This is a genomic window from Noviherbaspirillum pedocola (assembly GCF_016632335.1).
Classification (GTDB): domain Bacteria; phylum Pseudomonadota; class Gammaproteobacteria; order Burkholderiales; family Burkholderiaceae_D; genus Noviherbaspirillum_A; species Noviherbaspirillum_A pedocola.
This window is the reverse complement of sequence record NZ_JAEPBG010000014.1, coordinates 65251-82542: the sequence shown is the minus strand read 5'-3', so window position 1 is coordinate 82542 and position 17292 is coordinate 65251. Positions and strand designations below refer to the sequence as shown.

Annotated in this window: 13 protein-coding genes; 8 read left to right on the top strand and 5 right to left on the bottom strand. The window is 64.1% G+C overall.

Annotated features, from left to right (window positions below; all coding sequences use genetic code 11):
* The first annotated feature begins 10 nt into the window (after positions 1–10).
* From JJB74_RS24305 to JJB74_RS24285, 5 genes are all read left to right on the top strand, one after another.
* The gene (locus tag JJB74_RS24305; protein ID WP_200596308.1) at positions 11–1795 is read left to right on the top strand and encodes a thiamine pyrophosphate-requiring protein; all 1785 of its coding nucleotides are present in this window, start codon (positions 11–13) and stop codon (positions 1793–1795) included.
* Positions 1795–2814, top strand: a complete 1020-nt coding sequence (locus tag JJB74_RS24300; RefSeq protein WP_234484811.1) for a hypothetical protein — start codon at positions 1795–1797, stop codon at positions 2812–2814. Before JJB74_RS24305 ends, JJB74_RS24300 begins: the two co-directional genes overlap by 1 nt.
* Positions 2811–3407, top strand: coding sequence for a gluconate 2-dehydrogenase subunit 3 family protein (locus JJB74_RS24295; protein WP_200596306.1), 597 nt, complete (start codon positions 2811–2813; stop codon positions 3405–3407). The genes JJB74_RS24300 and JJB74_RS24295 overlap by 4 nt, the downstream gene beginning before the upstream one ends.
* Positions 3404–5038: a GMC family oxidoreductase gene (locus JJB74_RS24290; protein ID WP_200596304.1), complete on the top strand. Its 1635-nt coding sequence runs from the start codon at positions 3404–3406 to the stop codon at positions 5036–5038. The genes JJB74_RS24295 and JJB74_RS24290 overlap by 4 nt, the downstream gene beginning before the upstream one ends.
* Positions 5039–5211: 173 nt before the next feature.
* Positions 5212–6363 carry an alpha-hydroxy acid oxidase gene (locus tag JJB74_RS24285; RefSeq protein ID WP_200596302.1) on the top strand — a complete coding sequence of 384 codons (1152 nt, stop codon included), beginning with the start codon at positions 5212–5214 and terminating at the stop codon, positions 6361–6363.
* Between the two features lie 102 nt (positions 6364–6465).
* Here the strand turns inward: JJB74_RS24285 and JJB74_RS24280 are convergent, their stop codons facing one another.
* From JJB74_RS24280 to JJB74_RS24260, 5 genes are all read right to left on the bottom strand, one after another.
* Entirely contained in the window at positions 6466–6780 is a 315-nt protein-coding gene (locus JJB74_RS24280) for a c-type cytochrome (protein WP_200596300.1), read from the bottom strand.
* Positions 6767–8158, bottom strand: a complete 1392-nt coding sequence (locus JJB74_RS24275) for a PQQ-dependent sugar dehydrogenase (protein ID WP_234484810.1) — start codon at positions 8156–8158, stop codon at positions 6767–6769. The genes JJB74_RS24280 and JJB74_RS24275 overlap by 14 nt, the downstream gene beginning before the upstream one ends.
* A gap of 219 nt (positions 8159–8377) precedes the next feature.
* Positions 8378–9121, bottom strand: a complete 744-nt coding sequence (locus tag JJB74_RS24270; RefSeq protein ID WP_200596299.1) for an SDR family oxidoreductase — start codon at positions 9119–9121, stop codon at positions 8378–8380.
* A gap of 128 nt (positions 9122–9249) precedes the next feature.
* Positions 9250–9717 carry a hypothetical protein gene (locus JJB74_RS24265; RefSeq protein ID WP_200596297.1) on the bottom strand — a complete coding sequence of 156 codons (468 nt, stop codon included), beginning with the start codon at positions 9715–9717 and terminating at the stop codon, positions 9250–9252.
* A gap of 85 nt (positions 9718–9802) precedes the next feature.
* Positions 9803–12019 carry a hypothetical protein gene (locus tag JJB74_RS24260; RefSeq protein ID WP_200596295.1) on the bottom strand — a complete coding sequence of 739 codons (2217 nt, stop codon included), beginning with the start codon at positions 12017–12019 and terminating at the stop codon, positions 9803–9805.
* Between the two features lie 586 nt (positions 12020–12605).
* Between JJB74_RS24260 and JJB74_RS24255 the strand changes: the two genes are divergently transcribed.
* The 3 genes from JJB74_RS24255 (at position 12606) to JJB74_RS24245 (ending at position 17220) form a co-directional block, all read left to right on the top strand.
* Positions 12606–15299, top strand: coding sequence for a bifunctional diguanylate cyclase/phosphodiesterase (locus JJB74_RS24255; protein ID WP_200596293.1), 2694 nt, complete (start codon positions 12606–12608; stop codon positions 15297–15299).
* A 109-nt stretch (positions 15300–15408) separates the two neighbouring features.
* Positions 15409–16083 carry a hemerythrin domain-containing protein gene (locus tag JJB74_RS24250; protein ID WP_200596291.1) on the top strand — a complete coding sequence of 225 codons (675 nt, stop codon included), beginning with the start codon at positions 15409–15411 and terminating at the stop codon, positions 16081–16083.
* A gap of 162 nt (positions 16084–16245) precedes the next feature.
* A complete protein-coding gene (locus tag JJB74_RS24245; RefSeq protein ID WP_200596289.1) occupies positions 16246–17220 on the top strand; it encodes a lysylphosphatidylglycerol synthase transmembrane domain-containing protein in 975 nt (324 codons plus the stop codon).
* Positions 17221–17292: the final 72 nt, after the last annotated feature.

The window sequence follows — 17292 nt, the reverse complement described above, 5'->3', positions numbered from 1 at the left end:
CGAGAACGACATGAGCAAGACGGTTGGCGACTTCTTCGTGGAACGGCTGCATGCCTGGGGCGTGCGCCGCATCTTCGGCTATCCCGGCGACGGCATCAACGGCGTGCTCGGCGCGCTGAACCGCGCGGGCAACATCGAATTCATCCAGGTGCGGCATGAAGAGATGGCGGCATTCATGGCTTCGGCCTATTCGAAATTTTCCGGCGAGATCGGCGTATGCCTGTCCACTGGCGGACCCGGCGCATCGCATCTGATCACCGGGCTGTATGACGCGAAGATGGATCACATGCCGGTCTTCGCCATCGCTGGCCAGGCGCCGCGCACTTCACGCGGTGCGCATTATCAGCAGGAACTGAACCTCGACCGCATGTTCAGCGACGTTGCCGACTATGTGCAGGAAGCCGAGGTGCCGTCGCAGTTGCGGCATATCGTCGATCGCGGCATGCGCATCGCCATTGCCGAGAACGGTGTTGCGGTGGTGGTGCTGCCGAACGACCTGCAGGAAGAGAAGTGGGAAGAGCCACCGCGCAAGCATGGCTCGGTGTTCTCCGGCATCGGCTACAGCAGGCCAAAAGTGGTGCCGTATGAAGCGGACCTGATGCGCGCAGCCGAAGTGCTCAATGCCGGCACGAAGGTGGCCATCCTTGTCGGCGCGGGCGCGATCGGTGCGGCGCCGGAACTCATTGCCGTTGCCGACCGGCTCGGCGCAGGTGCGGCCAAGGCGCTGCTCGGCAAGTGCGCGCTGCCGGACGATCTGCCCTGGGTCACCGGCTCGATCGGCATCCTCGGCACCGAGCCGAGCTACGACATGATGATGCATTGCGACACCCTGCTCATGGTTGGCACCGGCTTTCCGTATGCCGAGTTTCTTCCCGAAGAAGGCAAGGCGCGCGCGGTGCAGATCGATATCGACCCGGGCATGCTATCGATACGCTACCCGGCCGAGGTCAACCTGCATGGCGACGCGGCCGAAACCCTGCGCGCGCTGCTGCCGCTGTTGCAGCAGAAGACCGATGGCGCCTGGCGCGAACGCATCGCCAGCCACATGAAAGACTGGTGGAAGACGCTGGAAGAGCGCGCGATGCAAAGCGCCAATCCGATCAATCCGCAGCGCGTGGCCTGGGAGCTGTCGCCGCGCCTGCCGGACCGAGCCATCATTACCAGTGACTCGGGCTCTTGCGCGAACTGGTATGCGCGCGATCTGAAGATACGCGAAGGCCAACTGTGCTCGCTGTCCGGCGGTCTGGCATCGATGGGCGCGGCAGTGCCGTATGCGATCGCGGCCAAGTTCGCGCATCCGGACCGGCCCGTGATTGCGCTGGTCGGCGATGGCGCGATGCAGATGAATAACATGGCCGAGCTGATCACGGTGTCGAAGTACTGGCAACGCTGGTCCGATCCACGCTGGATCGTCTGCGTGTTCAACAACGGCGACCTGAACCAGGTGACCTGGGAGCAGCGCGTGATGGAAGGCGATCCGCGTTACGACGCCACGCAGAACCTGCCGGATGTGCCGTATCACCGCTTCGGCGAGATGATCGGCCTAAAAGGCATCTTCTGCGACCGGGCGGAGAACGTCGCGGCGGCCTGGGAAGAAGCGCTGGCGGCCGACCGGCCAGTAGTGCTGGAATTCAAGACCGACCCGGAAGTGCCGCCGCTGCCGTCGCATATCACCTTGAAGGATGCGAAGAACCTGATGTCTACGCTGGTCCATGGCGATCCGGATGAAAGCGGCGTCATCGTCGGCGCAGCCAAGCAGGTGCTGGCCAAGATCCTTCCGGGGGACAAGGAGTGATGGACGCCGCCAAGCCCGCGCATGTAGCCGTCGAGATCACGCCGCGACCGGGCGCGGCCAGGCTCGCCGGCATCGCCACGCTCAGCCTGGCGGCCTTTGCTGCGGCAAGGCAGATCGCATTGATGCGCAGCGCGGCGGCTGGTCCACACAGCCGTGCATGGAAACGCGCGCAGCCATCCGATGCCTTTCAGGCCGTGGATGCACGCAGCGGGTCGCCACGCCGGCTGCATGCCGCCGCCGCACTGTTGGGTTTGTCGGTGCTTGCCGACAGCGCGCTGGAACACTGGCGCGGGTCCTTCGAGAACCCTGGCATGGTGACCCCGCTGCTGTCCTCGCTGATGACGATCGTCGTCGGCGCCCGCGGCGCGGCAGGCAGGGCAGGCGCTGAACAGGGCCGCGCGCGCAGCGGCGTGTATGCGAGCGCCGTGGCTGCTGGCGCCGCTGGCACCGGCTTCCATGCGTACAACGTGCTGCGGCGTCCCGGCGGCCTGTCGTGGATGAACCTGTTCTATGCCGCGCCGCTGGGTGCGCCGGCAGCCCTGTCGCTGTCGGGCCTATTCGGCCTGGCGGCGCAGCGCCTTGGCCGCCAGGCGGGAACGCGGACAAGGCCGAAGCTTTTGCGCCTGCCTGCCGGCCGCGCGCTTGCCGCGTTGACCTCGCTCGGCATCGCCGGCACGGTGGCCGAAGCCGGCCTGCTGCATTTCCGCGGCGCTTTCCAGAATCCGTTCATGTGGCTGCCGGTGACCGTGCCGCCGCTGGCCTCGCTGGCTATGGCACGTGCTGCTACCGCGCCGCGCCGCAGGCATTACCGGCTTGCGCGCGCATTGCTCAATGTCACCGCGGTTCTGGGCATTGCCGGCGTCGGCTTTCATGCGTATGGCGTGTCGCGCCAGATGGGCGGCTGGCGCAATGCGCGCCAGAACCTGCTGTCGGGCCCGCCGCTGCCGGCGCCGCCGGCCTTCGCAGCGCTGGCGCTGGCAGGTCGTGCCGCGCTGTCCCTTCTGGAGGCACGGCAATGAAGACACCCTATCCGCATTACGACGTGCTGGCGAAATGGGCTAGCCCGTCCTTTGATGACACGACCCGCGCGGTGCTGACACAGCGGCTGGTGGCCATACCAACACGGCGATTCTTTACCGAAGCCGAATGGACGCTGCTGGAAGCCATCGTCGCGCGCGTGCTGCCGCAGGCGGATCGCGCCGAGCCTATACCGATCACGCCATGGATCGACGATGCCCTGGCGCGCGGCCGCAGCGAAGGCTTCCGGCACGACAACATGCCAACCATGCCCGTGGCATGGCGCCGCGGCCTGGCCGCGATCGATGCCGAGGCGCGGCGGCTGCATGGCAAGGACTTCATCGCGCTCGACGATGCGGCGCGCGATGCGGTGCTTACCGCGATCGAGCACGATGAAGTTGATGCCGCACTGTGGCAGGGCTTGCCGGCGCAGCGCTTCTTCATCGACATCCTGGTCAAGACCGCGGCCGGCGTGTATTACGCGCATCCGGCCGCATGGAGCGAGATCGGCTTCGGCGGGCCGGCCAGTCCACGCGGCTATGTGCGCCTGGGCGCGGATGCGCGCGATGCCTGGGAAGCGAAGGAGGAGCGATGAACGCGGAAACGCCGCGCGCCGAAAAGGGCCGCGCGCCGGACATCTTCGAGCGCGGCGGCTGGATGACTATGCGCGAGTTCGGGCTCGACGAGGAGGTCGACTTCGCCATCGTCGGTTCCGGCGCCGGCGGCGCGACGCTGGCATGCAAGCTGGCTGAATCGGGCTTCTCGGTACTGGTGCTGGAAGCCGGTCCATTCTGGCGGCCGCTGGAGGACTTCGCTTCCGACGAGCTCGAGCAGCAGAAGCTGTACTGGACCGACGAGCGCATCATCGGCGGCGACAATCCGATCGCGCTGGGCGGCAACAATTCCGGGCGCGGCGTCGGCGGCTCGACGGTGCATTTCAGCATGGTGTCGCTGCGCTTCCGGCCCGAATGGTTTCAGTGTCGCAGCCTGCTCGGCTACGGCTTCGACTGGCCGATCACCTATGAAGAGATCGCGCCCTTTTATGACGAGGCCGAAGCGGCGCTGCGGATCTCGGGACCGGTGAACTATCCATGGGGACCGAAGCGCAAACGCTATCCGTATCGCGAGCACGAGGTCAGCGCCTCCGGCCTGGTGCTGGCGCGCGGCGCGGAACGGCTGGGGGTGGCCTGGGCAGCCACGCCGCTGGCCACGGTATCGGCGCCGGCGGGCAAGTCGCCGCCCTGCGTGTACCGCGGCTTCTGCAATTTCGGCTGCTCGACCAATGCCAAGCAGAGCGCGCTGGTGGCATGGATACCGCGCGCGATTCGTGCTGGCGCCGAGGTGCGCGACATGGCCATGGTGGGTCGCATCGAGACCGGCGCGCATGGCCGCGTCACCGGCCTGCATGTCCAACGTCGCGGCCGCTGGCATTTCCAACGCGCGAAGAACGTGGTGGTGGCCGGCTATGCGATCGAGACGCCGCGCCTCTTGCTCAATTCCGCCTGTCCGCAATTTCCGCAAGGCCTGGCCAACAGTTCGGGCCTGGTCGGCACGCATCTGACCACGCATGCCGGCCCCGGCGTGTGGGCAACATTTGATGAAGAAATACGCTGGTACAAGGGACCGCCGAACATCGCAGTCTGCGAGCACTGGAATTACACGGACGAGGGCAAGGATTGCCACGGCGCTTATGCATTCATGAGCCAGGGACCGCTGCCGCGGGCCTGGGCGCAGAACGTGGCGACCGCGCGCTACCTGTGGGGCGACGCGCTGCGGCACGAGATGATGAAGTACAACCACATGGCAGGCCTGGTGCCGGTGGCCGAGACCGAGCCGCGGCTGCAGAACCGTGTCGAGCTTGCCGACGAGACCGATCAATACGGCTTGCGCATTCCGCGCGTGATCTTCTCTTACTCGGACAATGACCAGCGGCTGCAGCGGCATGCGGTGGATTTCATGTGGCAAATGTTGGAAGCCGCGGGCGGGCGCGATCTGTGGACCAGCGACGATACCAGCCACATCCTCGGCACCTGCCGCATGGGCAGCAGTCCGGAAAGCAGCGTGGTCAATGCCGATGGCCGCAGCTGGGACATACCGAACCTGTGGATCTGCGACGGCTCGCTGTTTCCGACCTGCGGCGGCGTGAATCCGTCGCTGACGATACAGGCGCTGGCGCTGCGCATCGGGGCAAGGATCAGGGAGATGGCGGGGCGCGGGGAGTTGTGAGGCCCCATGCGTAGGTTGGGCTGATAAGCCCAACAGGTTCGCGGCCCGCAGGCGCCTGATGTTGGGCCTGACAGCCGAACCTACCGAAGGAAGCCCAACGGAAGTCCGCATGGGATCGGCCTCCATGTTGGGCTTGTCAGCCCAACCTACGCAACCTCGCAAAGGAGACGAACATGAACAGCGAAATCACCAGCATCTTCGACCTCGAGGCGATGGCGAAGCAGCGCCTGCCCGAAGTCATCTTCGACTATGTGCACGGCGGCGCGGAGCAGCAGCTCACGCTGGAGCGCAACCTGCGCGATCTGCGCGCGCTGGCGCTGCGCCAGCATGACATGCGCGATGTGTCGGATCCGAAGCTGGACCTGACCATGGTCGGCCAGCCGGCGCGCATACCGCTGGCAATCGGGCCTACTGGTCTGGCAGGACTGACCTGGCCCAATGGTGAATGCGAGGAGGCGCGGGCGGCCGTGGAATTCGGCGTGCCCTATTGCCTGTCGACGATGTCGATCTGCTCGATCGAGGACGTGGCCGATGCCACCGGCAAGCCGTTCTGGTTTCAGCTCTATCTGATGAAGAAGCGGGAAGTGAACGAAAGCCTGATTCACCGCGCCCGCGATGCGCGTTGTTCAGCGCTGGTGCTGACGTTAGACCTGCATGTGCAGGGCAAGCGCTGGGCCGATGCGAAGAACGGGTTGTCGGTGCCGCCCAAGCTCGGCTTGCGCAACATGCTCGACATCGGCAGTCATCCGGGCTGGCTGCTCAGCATGGCAAGAAGCCGCCGCCGCACCTTCGGCAACCTCGAGGGCGAGGTGCAGCAGGCGGGCAATGTGGCGGCGCTATCGGAATGGGTGGAAGCGCAGTTCGATCCTTCCTTCGATCTCGACACCGTGAAATGGGTGCGCCGCATGTGGGACGGTCCGCTGATCCTGAAAGGCATCATGCATCCGGACGATGCGAAGCTCGCGGTCGATGTCGGCGCGGACGCGATCATCGTTTCCAACCATGGCGGCCGCCAGCTCGACAGTGCGCCGTCATCGATCTCGGTGCTGCCGCAGATTGCCGAGGCGGTGGGCAGCCGCACGGAAGTGCTGTTCGACGGTGGCATCCGCACCGGCTCGGACATCGTCAAGGCGCTGGGCCGCGGCGCGCATGCCTGCCTGTCGGGTCGCGCCTGCCTGTATGGACTCGCGGCCGAGGGCGCGCAGGGCGTGCTGTGCGCGCTGCGGCTCTTTGAGCAGGAATTGAAGGATTGCATGGCGCTGGTCGGCATCCGCGACCTGCGCCATGTGGATGCGGGCGTGGTGACGGCGCAGCCGGGATTGTGATGAATCCGAAGAAAATTTTCCTGTAGGGTGGGCGCAGCCCACGCGTTCGTTGACTATCCGCGTGGGCTGCGCCCACCCTACGGAAAAATGCGCCGGCGAAGCCTACTTCTTCTTCACCTCGATCGCGATCCCGTTGTAATACGCCGCAAGCTGCCGGATATCCTCATCCGATAGCGGCTTGGCCATCAGCGTCATCACCTCGTTCTCGCGCCGGCCCGACCGGAAGTCTTCGAGCGCCTTGACCAGGTAGCTTTCATTCTGGCCCGCGAGGTTGGGCGCATCCGGCATCTTGGCGATGCCGTCCGCGCCGTGACAGGTGAAGCATTGCGCCGCCTTGGCCGGCGCAGCGCTCTGCGCGCTTGCAGCGGACGCCGCGAGCGCAAGCAGGAGCGGCAGAAGAAATTTACTGGCCCGCATACGAGATCCTGTAGATGGCGCCGGCGTAATCGTCCGACACCAGCAGCGAGCCATCCGGCAGCTGCGCCACGTCGACCGGACGGCCCATGTACTCATTCGATTTCGTCAGCCAGCCGTCGGCGAACACCTCGGCCTTGCCCGCATGGCCATTGGCTTGAACAGGCACGAACATCACGCGTGCGCCGATCGGCGTGGTGCGGTTCCAGGAGCCATGCTCGGCCACGAATATGCCGCCGTGGTACTTGGCCGGGAACATGTTGCCGCGATAGAAGTTCATGCCAAGGTCAGCCGCGTGCGCAGCGAACTCGACTTCCGGGAACACCACGTTGGCCGGCGGCGTGTCGTTCTTGTATTCGACGGTGCGCACATGTCCGCCACCGTAATACGGAAAGCCGAAGTTCTCGCCAGCCTTGGCCGCGCGGTTCAGCTCACCCGGCGGGGTGTCGTCGCCCATGCCATCGACCTGGTTATCGGTGAACCACAGGGTCTTGTCCTTCGGATTGAAGTCCATGCCCACCGAGTTGCGCACGCCTTGGGCAAACACCTCGCGGTTCTTGCCATCCTGGTTCATGCGGATGATGCCCATCATGCCGGTCTTGCCGTACAGCGCGAGCTTTTCCTTGGCCGGCACGTTGAACGGATTGCCCAGCGTGATGTAGAGCTTGTTGTCCGGACCGATGCGGCAGGTGCGGGCACCGTGGTTGAAGCTTTCCTCAGTGGTCGGGATCAGCTGGCCCTGCGGCACGACCTGCGCGGCTGCCACGTCCGGGCCTTCATAGAAGAACTCGGCGGCCGGGAAGGCGAGCACGCGGTTGTGCTCGACCACGTACAGCACGCCATCCGGCGAGAAGCACACGCCATTGGGCACGCGCATCGGAATCGAGGGCGAGAACACTTTCACTTCATCGGCCACGCGGGTCTTGGTGCGGTCGGTGACGGCCCAGACTTTGGTCTTGCGGGTGCCGACATAGACGATGCCGGTGGACGGACCGACGGCCATGTGACGCGCGTCAGGCACCACCGCATACAGATCGATCTTGAAGCCGGGCGGCAGCTTGATGTTCTTCAGGTTCGAGCGCAGCGCGTCGGCGCGCGCGCCAGTCTGCGGCACGGTCTCCATCGTCAGCGATGCGCCGGTGCTCCGGAAGCCTTCGAGTCGCTGCAGGTTGTCGCCCGGAGCGGCCTGCGCTGTCGGTGCCGCCGCAGGCGCTGGTGCGGGCGCGGCGCTTGGCGCAGGTGGGGTAGGCGTGGGACTCGAGGCTTGCGCCATCGTCTGCGCTTCTCCCTGCGGCTGCGCATTCATGCCGGTGGTGCCGCATGCCGAAAGCATGCTTGCGATCAGGGTCATGCCTGTCGCCATCAAGGTGGTCTGCTTCATGCTCGTCTCCGTCTCTTGTCGGTTGGTGTTGGTGTTGGTGTCGGTGTTATCGAAGCATTCGAAGTCTTACCGCAATTTCCTGAGATATACAGGACTTGTTCAATGGCATTTGTCGCGCATCAAACTCGGCTGTGGCGCGCAGCCACAGTTGCGCTGCGCGCTGGTCCTTGGCGGATGGAGAAGCAAAGCGTGGCAGATCAGGAAATTCAGTCGCGCCGCTCAGAATTCCTGCGCAGTTGGCCGGAACAGGATTTCGTTCACATCGACATCCTCGGGCTGGCTGATGGCGAAGGCGACCATCCTGGCAAACGCGTCGGCCGGTATCGCGATCTCGTACATGCGGCGCACGTTTTCCGCGATGTCGGGCTCGGTCACGCTGTCGGGCAGCTCGGTGGCGACGATGCCCGGCGAGATGACGGTGGTGCGGATGTTGTAGGGCTTCACTTCCTGGCGCAGGCCTTCCGAGATCACGCGCACCGCATGCTTGGTCGCGGCATACACGGTGCTGCCGGGCCGCACCTTGTGCCCGGCCACCGAGGAGACATTGATGATGTGACCGGACATCTGCTGCTGCATGTAGGGCAGCACTGCTGCGATGCCATGCAGCACGCCGCGCAGATTTACATCGATCATGCGGTTCCAGTCGTCGAGCTTTCTGCGCTCGAGCGGCGAATGCGGCATCACGCCGGCATTGTTGAGAAGCACGTCGATGCGGCCGTAGATCTTCACCGCATCGTCGACCAGGCGCTGTACCTGCTGCGCATCGGTGACATCGGTCTTCACCGCGATGATGTTGCCGCCGTAATTCTTCAGCTCCTGCTCGATCGCATCGAGCCGCTCGAAGCGGCGCGCGCCGATGGCCAGCCGCGCGCCGGCCTGCGCCAGATGGCGCGCGGTGGCTTCGCCCAGGCCGCTGGAAGCGCCGGTGATGACAACCACCTTGTCCCGTATGCCCATGTCCATGACGCTCTCCAGGAATGCGCGTGTGATTTGGATGGGGACGCGGGGAGCTTGGTTCCGCTTTCCGGCCACGGGGTGGTGGCCGGGGGCTTCACGCCGGGCAAGCGTTCAAGGCAGCAACCGCTGCACGCTCATGAAAGATAACTCGAAGATGCCTGATTCAGAAAACTGCGGCGCTCGCCATGCGGCGCCACGAACATCCTGTAACGGTAGCCGTGCCGGATAGCCCGAGCTTGCCATCCGCGCCGGTGAGGAATTCGATGCTCATCGCCGTCAGCACCTGGGCGATCTTGTCCCGGTCCGTGCCCGACATCGGTGTGGCGACCGGATCGAGCGCGGCAAGGCCGGTAGCCTTTGCCAACGGCGACAGCATTGCGGCCATCGCCGTCGGTTTGCGTGCTGGACAGCATGCTGCCATCGACGGCGATAACGGTCACGGGCACCGCAACGCATTCGGATTCCGCGTATACGACGCCGTTCACGGTCTTGATATTGGTCGATGCCGACGATGCATCGGATGAGGAGGTGCCGCAGCCTTCAAGCAATAACGCGCTGACGGTGCGCGCGGTGAGGCAAAGTGTTTTTGATTTGTTGCGCATTTGGACTTTCCTGGTTGAACCTGGATGGATGGGCGGATGGCAGGCGATTGCTCGCTGCGATCCGCCATGGCGCACGGCCAAACGCTCAAGGCAGCAATTGCTCCACGCTCAGGAAGTGCGCCGTCTCGACACGTCTGACGGGATCCACCAGCAACTCCACGCCTGTCATGAGCACGGTGCCGAGGGACGGTTCCAGGTACGTTGTGCCCGATGAGGAGCAATGCACATCGCCGTTGAAGCCGTTGGCGCAGGGAATCGTCTTTAGCTGCCTGGGAGCAATGGCTTCCGACAAGGCATCGCGAAAATAGAGGTTGCTCGTACCAGTTCCCCTGAAACCGTGCACGCTTGGGATGACGTTGGATGTACCCGTGACATACAGGTTTAGCGCCGGACTTCCGGACAAAATCGTGCGGCCGGGAACTCCGGGTTCATCGGCAATCAGCAGTCCCCGCAGCACCGCTAGCGTCGTTTCAAACTGGTTCGGCGACGTTTCCTCCAGGCTCGGCAACGTCAGCTTGCTGAACGCCGCGATCGTCAGCGGGCGGTCCGGCACGTGGTAATACTGCCGCCCGACCGGCCCGCTCAAACCGTCGACGTAGAACTCCGCCTTCCATGGTTCCGCGTCGGGGACGATGAGGGCGATCCTGGCATCGTCGAGATCGGCGGCTAGGAAGGTTTGCGCACTGTCGCGCACCGACGGATGACTCTGGCGGACGCTTGTGTCCACATATTGCGAACGCAGTCGCACGAAGGCGTTGGCTTGTGGCAGTCCAATCCCGCCTGTGACTGGATCGCCGGCGGCGAGAACCATGGCGTTTGCACCGGGGACCAGCGTGAATGTTGTTGCGCCCACAAGGCTGGCCGGCGGGGTGACTACGACCTTCGTGATCGGCGCGCCGAATGCTGTCTGCAAAGGCAAATCGATTCTGTAACCCGTGCTCAGGTAACTCGAGTCGGTTTGGTTGATGAATGTGCGTCGCTCGGCATGCGGTACAACGCTGAATTTGGCGCTGAATTGATTGCCCGACAGGCCAAGCTTTCCATCCGCGCCGACTTGGGCGTCCAGCGCTAACCTTTTTGTCTGTGCATCGGTTTTCTGTTGCACGGTGAAACCGAGGACGCCGTTTGGCCTCAGGTACTCGAATCTGGGCGCGGAGAGCGTCAACGGTACTGGCGTGAGCACGATCCCGAGTATGTCGCGAGCTTGTGGCGCAGTAGCGGTGGAGAAGAAGAATGAGACGAGGTCCGATCCATCATGAAGATATTTGCCCGGGTCATTGTCGAGGTAGATGGACAGACAGAGCCTTTGTCTATCGAAATTTTCAACACTCAAGGTATACGCCGCTGCGCAGGCATTCAGCCGTGCGACCAGGTCGTTGATCATTTCGGTGATGCCAGCAGGAACGAGATTGGCGGCATTGATGCTGACGTTGCCGATTGCGGCGATGGTTGTCTTTAACTGCTGCTCGTCAGCGAAAGTGACATTGCTTATCTGAAACACAGGCTGACTATCCTCTTCGGAAACCGCTTTGAGTTTCAGACGTATCTGCACCGTCTTTTTGCCATCGTCCTGCTCGACAAACTTGATGCTCACTGTCTGCAGCAATTGTGAAATTTTGACGTTCCCCGACATAGGCGTGGTCACCGAATCGTAGCCGGGAAGGCTGATCGCCGTTATGACCTGCAGAAGCATCGGGCCCAACAGTGCGCGCGCTGCCGTTTGCTTCTGCGCATCGACGATCAGCGTGCCGTCTTTGACTTCGGCGACGAGCTTGGTCGGATCCTTGGTATTCGTGAGAATGGCGCTGAGAAGGTTAGTCAGGTAGTTGACGTTCACCGTTTGCTTTCCGCTCGACGCCTGTTTGATCGCGGCGCCGGTGACGACGCCGGTGAGCGCGTCGGGCGGAATCGGGCTGACGAGGGTATCGGTGTCGCCGTCCGCGTTGGCGCAGGCGGCGTACACGGCAAGCGGCGGGCTTGCCGGCGAATCCGGCAGACTGGCGGTGTACGCGCCGCTGGCATCGGTGCTGCCTTCGTACAGTACGCTGCCGTTGGCGGCATACACGGTGACCGGGGCGTTGGCGCAGATCGAATCCGAAAACACCACGCCGCTCAGGATGACGGTGTTGCCCGCACCGCCTGATCCACCCGAACCGCCCGAGCCGCCTGATCCACCCGAGCCGCCCGAACCACCGGACCCCGCCCCCGCAGAGACATCGGACGAGGACCCGCCGCACCCGCCCACAAGCATGAGGCCGGCGGTGAGCGCGGCAATACAACACCTTTTCGCGAATTTGCGCATCGTTTTCTCCCTGGATGGCATGACAGTCGTGTTCTGGTAGGGAGGCCCTGCTGTTTTCCCGCAGCGCTGGCGGCGCCAGCGTGAACTTCATGCCTAGTGGGAAGACATGGCAAAAGGGGTACGCATCCGCCTCCTGTTCCAAGCCTGAGCTGAGGAACGAGACTTTGCATTTTGTTCATGTAAATAACTTTTCACTCGTTAATCGAACGTTCTTCCTTGCAGGCGGAGTGGGTATGCTGCGTCTCGGCCCTGACAGCGTTAGCGCATGGACGTCGGCGTGCACAGCCGTCGGGTTGACGGTGCTATTCAATAAACGCATGTCGCCTATCGGAATTCGGAATTGTCCTTATCCGCTGAAACTCCGTATCCTCGCGGCTGTCTCCTCCACCCTCCCAAGGATGGATTAACCCGCTCCCCGTGAGCGGGTTTTTTTTGTCGGTTTTGAACCAGTTGAGACCGATAATCGAAAAAGAACGACTCTGATCGCCCGAAATTGGGGCAAAAGCTCGGTAAAATACCGCGCCATTGATACCAAAAGCCAACCGCCTTCCGTGGTCCCCGCCATGCGTTCGGCCCTTGGGCAAGCATGCACAAACCCATATCGCCTCAAGCTGCGTTCCGTCCCTCAGGCGTTTTCGCTTTCCTGCGCCGCAACCGTGGCATCGCCGCGGCGGCGCTGGCGATCTGGTTGCTGGGTTCCGGACTGCTCGGCACCTGGGTATGGTCCACGATACGGCGCGAGACGGATGCGCTCGACCGGGAGATGCGCGCTGCCGCGGTGGCGCAAGTGCATTCTTTCGCCGATCAGCTCGAACGCTCGCTGCAGCAGATCGACTACATCATGCTCAGCCTGAAGCATTACTGGCAGGAAACCGGCCATAAGCTGGATCTGGAAGAGCAGGTGCGCTCAGGATTGGTCCCGGCGTCCAGCGGACTCCTCCTCACCATCGTCGACCGCAACGGCAAGCCGGTGACCAGCACCATGCCGCTACCCCGGCCGGCGGCGAATATCGCCGATCGCGACTATTTCCGTGAACACCAGGCGCATGCGGCCGGGGAACTGCTGATATCCGGACCCGTGCCGGGGCTGCGCACCGGGACTGCCAAGCTGATCCTGTCGCGCCGGCTCGACGCCGCCGATGGCAGCTTCGACGGCCTGGTAATCATTGCGCTCGATCCGGCGTACCTGATGGCTTCCCGGAACGAATCGCTCATGCTTGCCGACGATTTCCTTTCAGTGCGCAAGAGCGATGGCCAATTCATTGCGGCCAGGACCCGCGCGCATCACGGCGCGGACTTGCCGATGTCGGACGCCTATCCGAAGCTGCGCGCCGACCACGGCGTCGGCCTCGGACGAGCCGAGCAATTCCTGGACCGCAAGCCGAGAATCGTCGCCTGGCAAAAGGGACGCGAGTATCCGGTCATCGCCATGGCGGGTTTGTCGGTGCAGGAACGCATCGCTGCCTATGCGCCGAGGAAAGAGGAATTGCTCCTCATCGGCGCCAGCGGCAGCGCATCGCTGTTGCTGCTGTGCGCATCCGGACTCGGGTTGGCGCTATGGCGCCGGCGCAGGGCAGAGTTCGTAGCCGAAGTGCAGGATGCTTATCGCATTGCCACCGAAGGCGCGCAGGAGCGCTTCTACATGCTGCGACCCGTGTTCGGGCCCGGTGGACGCATCGAAGATCTGATCATTGAGGATGGCAACAGGCATGCGGCCGAGGCGCTCGGGCTTGAGCGCCACGCATTGATCGGTACCCGCTTTTCCAGTCACTTCCAGGGAACGCTGCCGCTGCTGCTTCCGGGCTATCAGCTCGCCGCCGAAACCGGTCATGTCGAAGATGAAGTCCGCCTGCCTGGTGAAGACGCGCGCACGCCGCAATGGCTGCAGCGGCGCATCGTGCTTTCCGGCAGCGGCTTCGCCGTCACCGTGCGCGATGTCACGGCGGCCAGGATGCACGAGGAGTCGCTGCAACGGCTTGCCAATACCGATACCTTGACCGGGCTGCCAAACCGGCACTGGCTGACGGACTATCTGCCGCTTGCCGTCGAGCGCGCGCGCGGCGCCGGCACCCGCCTGGCCGTGATCTTCGTCGACCTGGACGATTTCAAGAACCTCAACGACACCCTCGGTCATGCCGCCGGCGATGAATTGCTGCGCGCCGCGGCCGGCCGCCTGAAGGCAATGCTGCGACCCGGTGACAACATCGCGCGCCTGGGCGGCGATGAATTCACGATGCTGCTGGAGCCGGTAGCCGGTGTCGAAGAAGCCGGTGCCGTGGCCGGGCGCATCGTTGCCACGCTCCAGGAAAGCTTCATGATCGGCGACGGCCATCCTCACCAGGTGCATGCGTCGATCGGCATCAGCCTGTATCCGCGCGACGGCAGCGACGGCGAAACCCTGCTGAAGAACGCGGACATTGCCATGTATGCGGCCAAGGCGGCGGGCAAGGGCAGCTATCGTTTCTTCACGCCGGAACTCGCGGAACGCCTGGTCGATCGCATCACGCGTTCCGCGAATCTGAAACATGCCATCGAACATCGTGAGCTGGTGCTGTATTACCAGCCGCGCGTCTGCGGCAAGACTGGCGCGCTGACCAGCTTCGAGGCGCTGGTGCGCTGGATGCATCCGTCGCGCGGCCTGGTCGGGCCGGATAACTTCATTCCCATGGCCGAAGAGACCGGCCTGATCGTGGCGCTCGGCGAACAGGTCATTGATCTGGCTTGCGCGCAACTGGCGCAATGGCGCGAGCACGGCTTGCCGCTGCTGCCAGTGTCGGTCAACGCTTCGGCGCGACAGATCAATGAAGGCGGCCTGAGCGCGGCGCTGGCTGCGGCGCTGCAGCGGCATGGCGTGGATGCGGCATTGCTCGAAGTCGAGATCACCGAGTCCGCCACCGTGGCCGAGAGCCGCATCGCCACCGAGGAAATCGCCGCGCTGCAACGCCTGGGCGTGCGGCTCTATGTCGACGATTTCGGCACCGGCTACTCCTCGCTGTCGCAGCTGCGGCGCCTGGATCTCTTTGGCCTCAAGGTGGACCGCTCCTTCACCGCACGGCTGCTGCACAGCGACGAGGATCACGAGTTGTTCCGCGCCATCGTATCGATGGCGCATGCGATCGGCATGCAGGTGGTAGCCGAGGGCGTGGAAAGTCGCGAGCAGCTGCAAAGCCTGATCGCGCTCGACTGCGATCAGATGCAGGGCTATTTCCTCGGCAAGCCGGCGCCGGCCGAACAGATGCCGGCCCTGATGGAAAAGGCCGTTCCGTTCACGCCTGGCTGAATGTCCGGGCGGCGGGAACCGGCGGCGCCTGCCTCTCGTCTGACGCATAGCGCCTGCCGCGGTCTTCCGTTCCCGGCAGGTTTTCCCACGGATCATGGAGGGCAGCGCCATGCGAAAGCGCCGAGACTTCCTGCTGGCATCGCTTGCCGGCGCCGCGCTGTCCGCCGCGCAGGCCGCCGAAGCGGAAAAGCGCGTCGAAGCCAATGAAGACCTGATGCGCGAGCACGGCGTGTTGCGCAGGGCGCTGCTGGTCTATGGCGCCTGCGCGCAGCGCCTGCAGCAGGCGCCGGCCTCGGTGCCGCCTGAGGCATTGGCGAAGACGGCGAAGCTGTTCCGGGACTTCGGCGAGGATTATCACGAGCGCCGCATCGAGGAAGCCTTTGTGTTCCCGGCGGTGAGGCGCTTGGGCGGCGCGGTGGCGCGCTATCCCGACATCCTGAAGCAGCAGCATGACCGTGGCCGCGAGCTGACCGAATATGTGATCGGCGCCACCCGCGGCGAGCGCATTGCCGATCCGCAGTCACTGGCGCGCGCCCTGCAGGAATTCATCTGGATGTATGAAAACCATGCGGCGCGCGAAGACACGGTGGTGTTTCCCGCCTGGAAGGAGGCGCTGTCGGCCAAGGCGTATGAGGACATGGGCGAGCGTTTCGAAGACATCGAGAAGCAGGTCTTCGGCCATGACGGCTTCGATGATGCGGTCAAACGCGTCGCCGCGATTGAAACCGAACTCGGCCTTGGCGACATCGCCCGCTTCACGATGCCGGCGCTGCCGGCACGCTGAGAGCGCCTGACAAAACGCCCCCATGTCGCCGTTGCGCCGCCTTGCGCAAGGTCACGAGCGTAGTGCCCACGCCGTCTCCGCATAACCGGCAGGACCGTTCGACGCGTGCACCCCGTTTGCCTGTGCCGGGCAAGCAGACCCCATTGATCGATACCAGGCGACATGAACGATCCGAAGCCGAAGCCGGCCACCCGCAGATTGCATTACGCCTCGCTGCTGTTTGGCGTGCTGCTACTGTCGGCACTGGTGGTGATTGCCTCCCGCTTCGGCGAGATCGAAAGCTTCATCGAACTGGCGCGGCGCACGCGGCCCGGCTGCTTGCTTCTCGCCGCGTGCCTGCAGTTCGGCACCTATGTCTGCGAAGCCTGCGCATGGCGCGATGCGCTGCGCGCGCTCGGCGCCAGGCTGTCCCTGCGCACGCTGGTGCCGCTATCCGTCGCCAAGCTGTTCTCGGATCAGGCCATGCCCAGCGGCGGCGTGAGCGGCAGCGCATTGGTCGTGGCAGCGCTGCGGCGGCGTGGCATCGCGGCGGCCGATGCCCTGTCCTGCCTGGTGATCAACCTGGTCGCGCATTTCGCTGCTTACATGGCCATGGCCATGGTCAACGTGTTCATCCTCGTGAGCCACCATGACCTGAATCGTTGGGTGCTTGCCGCTACCCTTGCCCTGAGCGCCATCGCCATCGGTGTGCTGCTTTCTGCGGTCGGCATGCGCTGGAAGGGCGCGGCATTCGCAGCCTTCCTGTGCCGGCGGCTGCCGCGCCTGGTGGACCCGTTGCAGGCAATGGCGGATGCCCCGGCCGCGTTGCTGCGCCTGCATGTGCTGGCCCGACAATTCGCTTGGCAGCTAGCCGAAATGCTGCTCGACGCATTGAGCCTGTGGCTGGTCCTTCGGGGACTGGGACAGGAGGTTACGTATGCCGTTGCGCTGTCTTCATTCGTGACAGCCTCGATCGTCGGTACCCTCAGTCCAATCCCGATGGGGCTGGGTTCCTTTGAAGCCGCGTGCGTGGCAATGCTGCGCTCGCTTGGCGTTGGCATCGAAGCCAGCCTGATGGCCACGGTGCTGCTGCGTGGCTTTACTGTTTGGCTGCCGATGCTGCCCGGACTTTTGCTGATCCGGCGCGAGCTGCGCTGACTATGCGTTTGGCGCATCAGTGCTGTAGCGCCATATGCCGACGCGCGCATGGCTTTCAGGCAGCCGAGATGC

Excerpts from the sequence above, each read along its gene's own strand:
- JJB74_RS24245 (WP_200596289.1), top strand. The coding sequence starts at position 16,246 with ATGAACGATCCGAAGCCGAAGCCGGCCACCCGCAGATTGCATTACGCC.
- JJB74_RS24260 (WP_200596295.1), bottom strand. The coding sequence starts at position 12,019 with ATGCGCAAATTCGCGAAAAGGTGTTGTATTGCCGCGCTCACCGCCGGC.
- JJB74_RS24290 (WP_200596304.1), top strand. The coding sequence starts at position 3,404 with ATGAACGCGGAAACGCCGCGCGCCGAAAAGGGCCGCGCGCCGGACATC.
- JJB74_RS24295 (WP_200596306.1), top strand. The coding sequence starts at position 2,811 with ATGAAGACACCCTATCCGCATTACGACGTGCTGGCGAAATGGGCTAGC.
- JJB74_RS24250 (WP_200596291.1), top strand. The coding sequence starts at position 15,409 with ATGCGAAAGCGCCGAGACTTCCTGCTGGCATCGCTTGCCGGCGCCGCG.
- JJB74_RS24300 (WP_234484811.1), top strand. The coding sequence starts at position 1,795 with ATGGACGCCGCCAAGCCCGCGCATGTAGCCGTCGAGATCACGCCGCGA.
- JJB74_RS24270 (WP_200596299.1), bottom strand. The coding sequence starts at position 9,121 with ATGGACATGGGCATACGGGACAAGGTGGTTGTCATCACCGGCGCTTCC.
- JJB74_RS24255 (WP_200596293.1), top strand. The coding sequence starts at position 12,606 with ATGCACAAACCCATATCGCCTCAAGCTGCGTTCCGTCCCTCAGGCGTT.
- JJB74_RS24305 (WP_200596308.1), top strand. The coding sequence starts at position 11 with ATGAGCAAGACGGTTGGCGACTTCTTCGTGGAACGGCTGCATGCCTGG.
- JJB74_RS24275 (WP_234484810.1), bottom strand. The coding sequence starts at position 8,158 with ATGAAGCAGACCACCTTGATGGCGACAGGCATGACCCTGATCGCAAGC.
- JJB74_RS24265 (WP_200596297.1), bottom strand. The coding sequence starts at position 9,717 with ATGCGCAACAAATCAAAAACACTTTGCCTCACCGCGCGCACCGTCAGC.
- JJB74_RS24280 (WP_200596300.1), bottom strand. The coding sequence starts at position 6,780 with ATGCGGGCCAGTAAATTTCTTCTGCCGCTCCTGCTTGCGCTCGCGGCG.
- JJB74_RS24285 (WP_200596302.1), top strand. The coding sequence starts at position 5,212 with ATGAACAGCGAAATCACCAGCATCTTCGACCTCGAGGCGATGGCGAAG.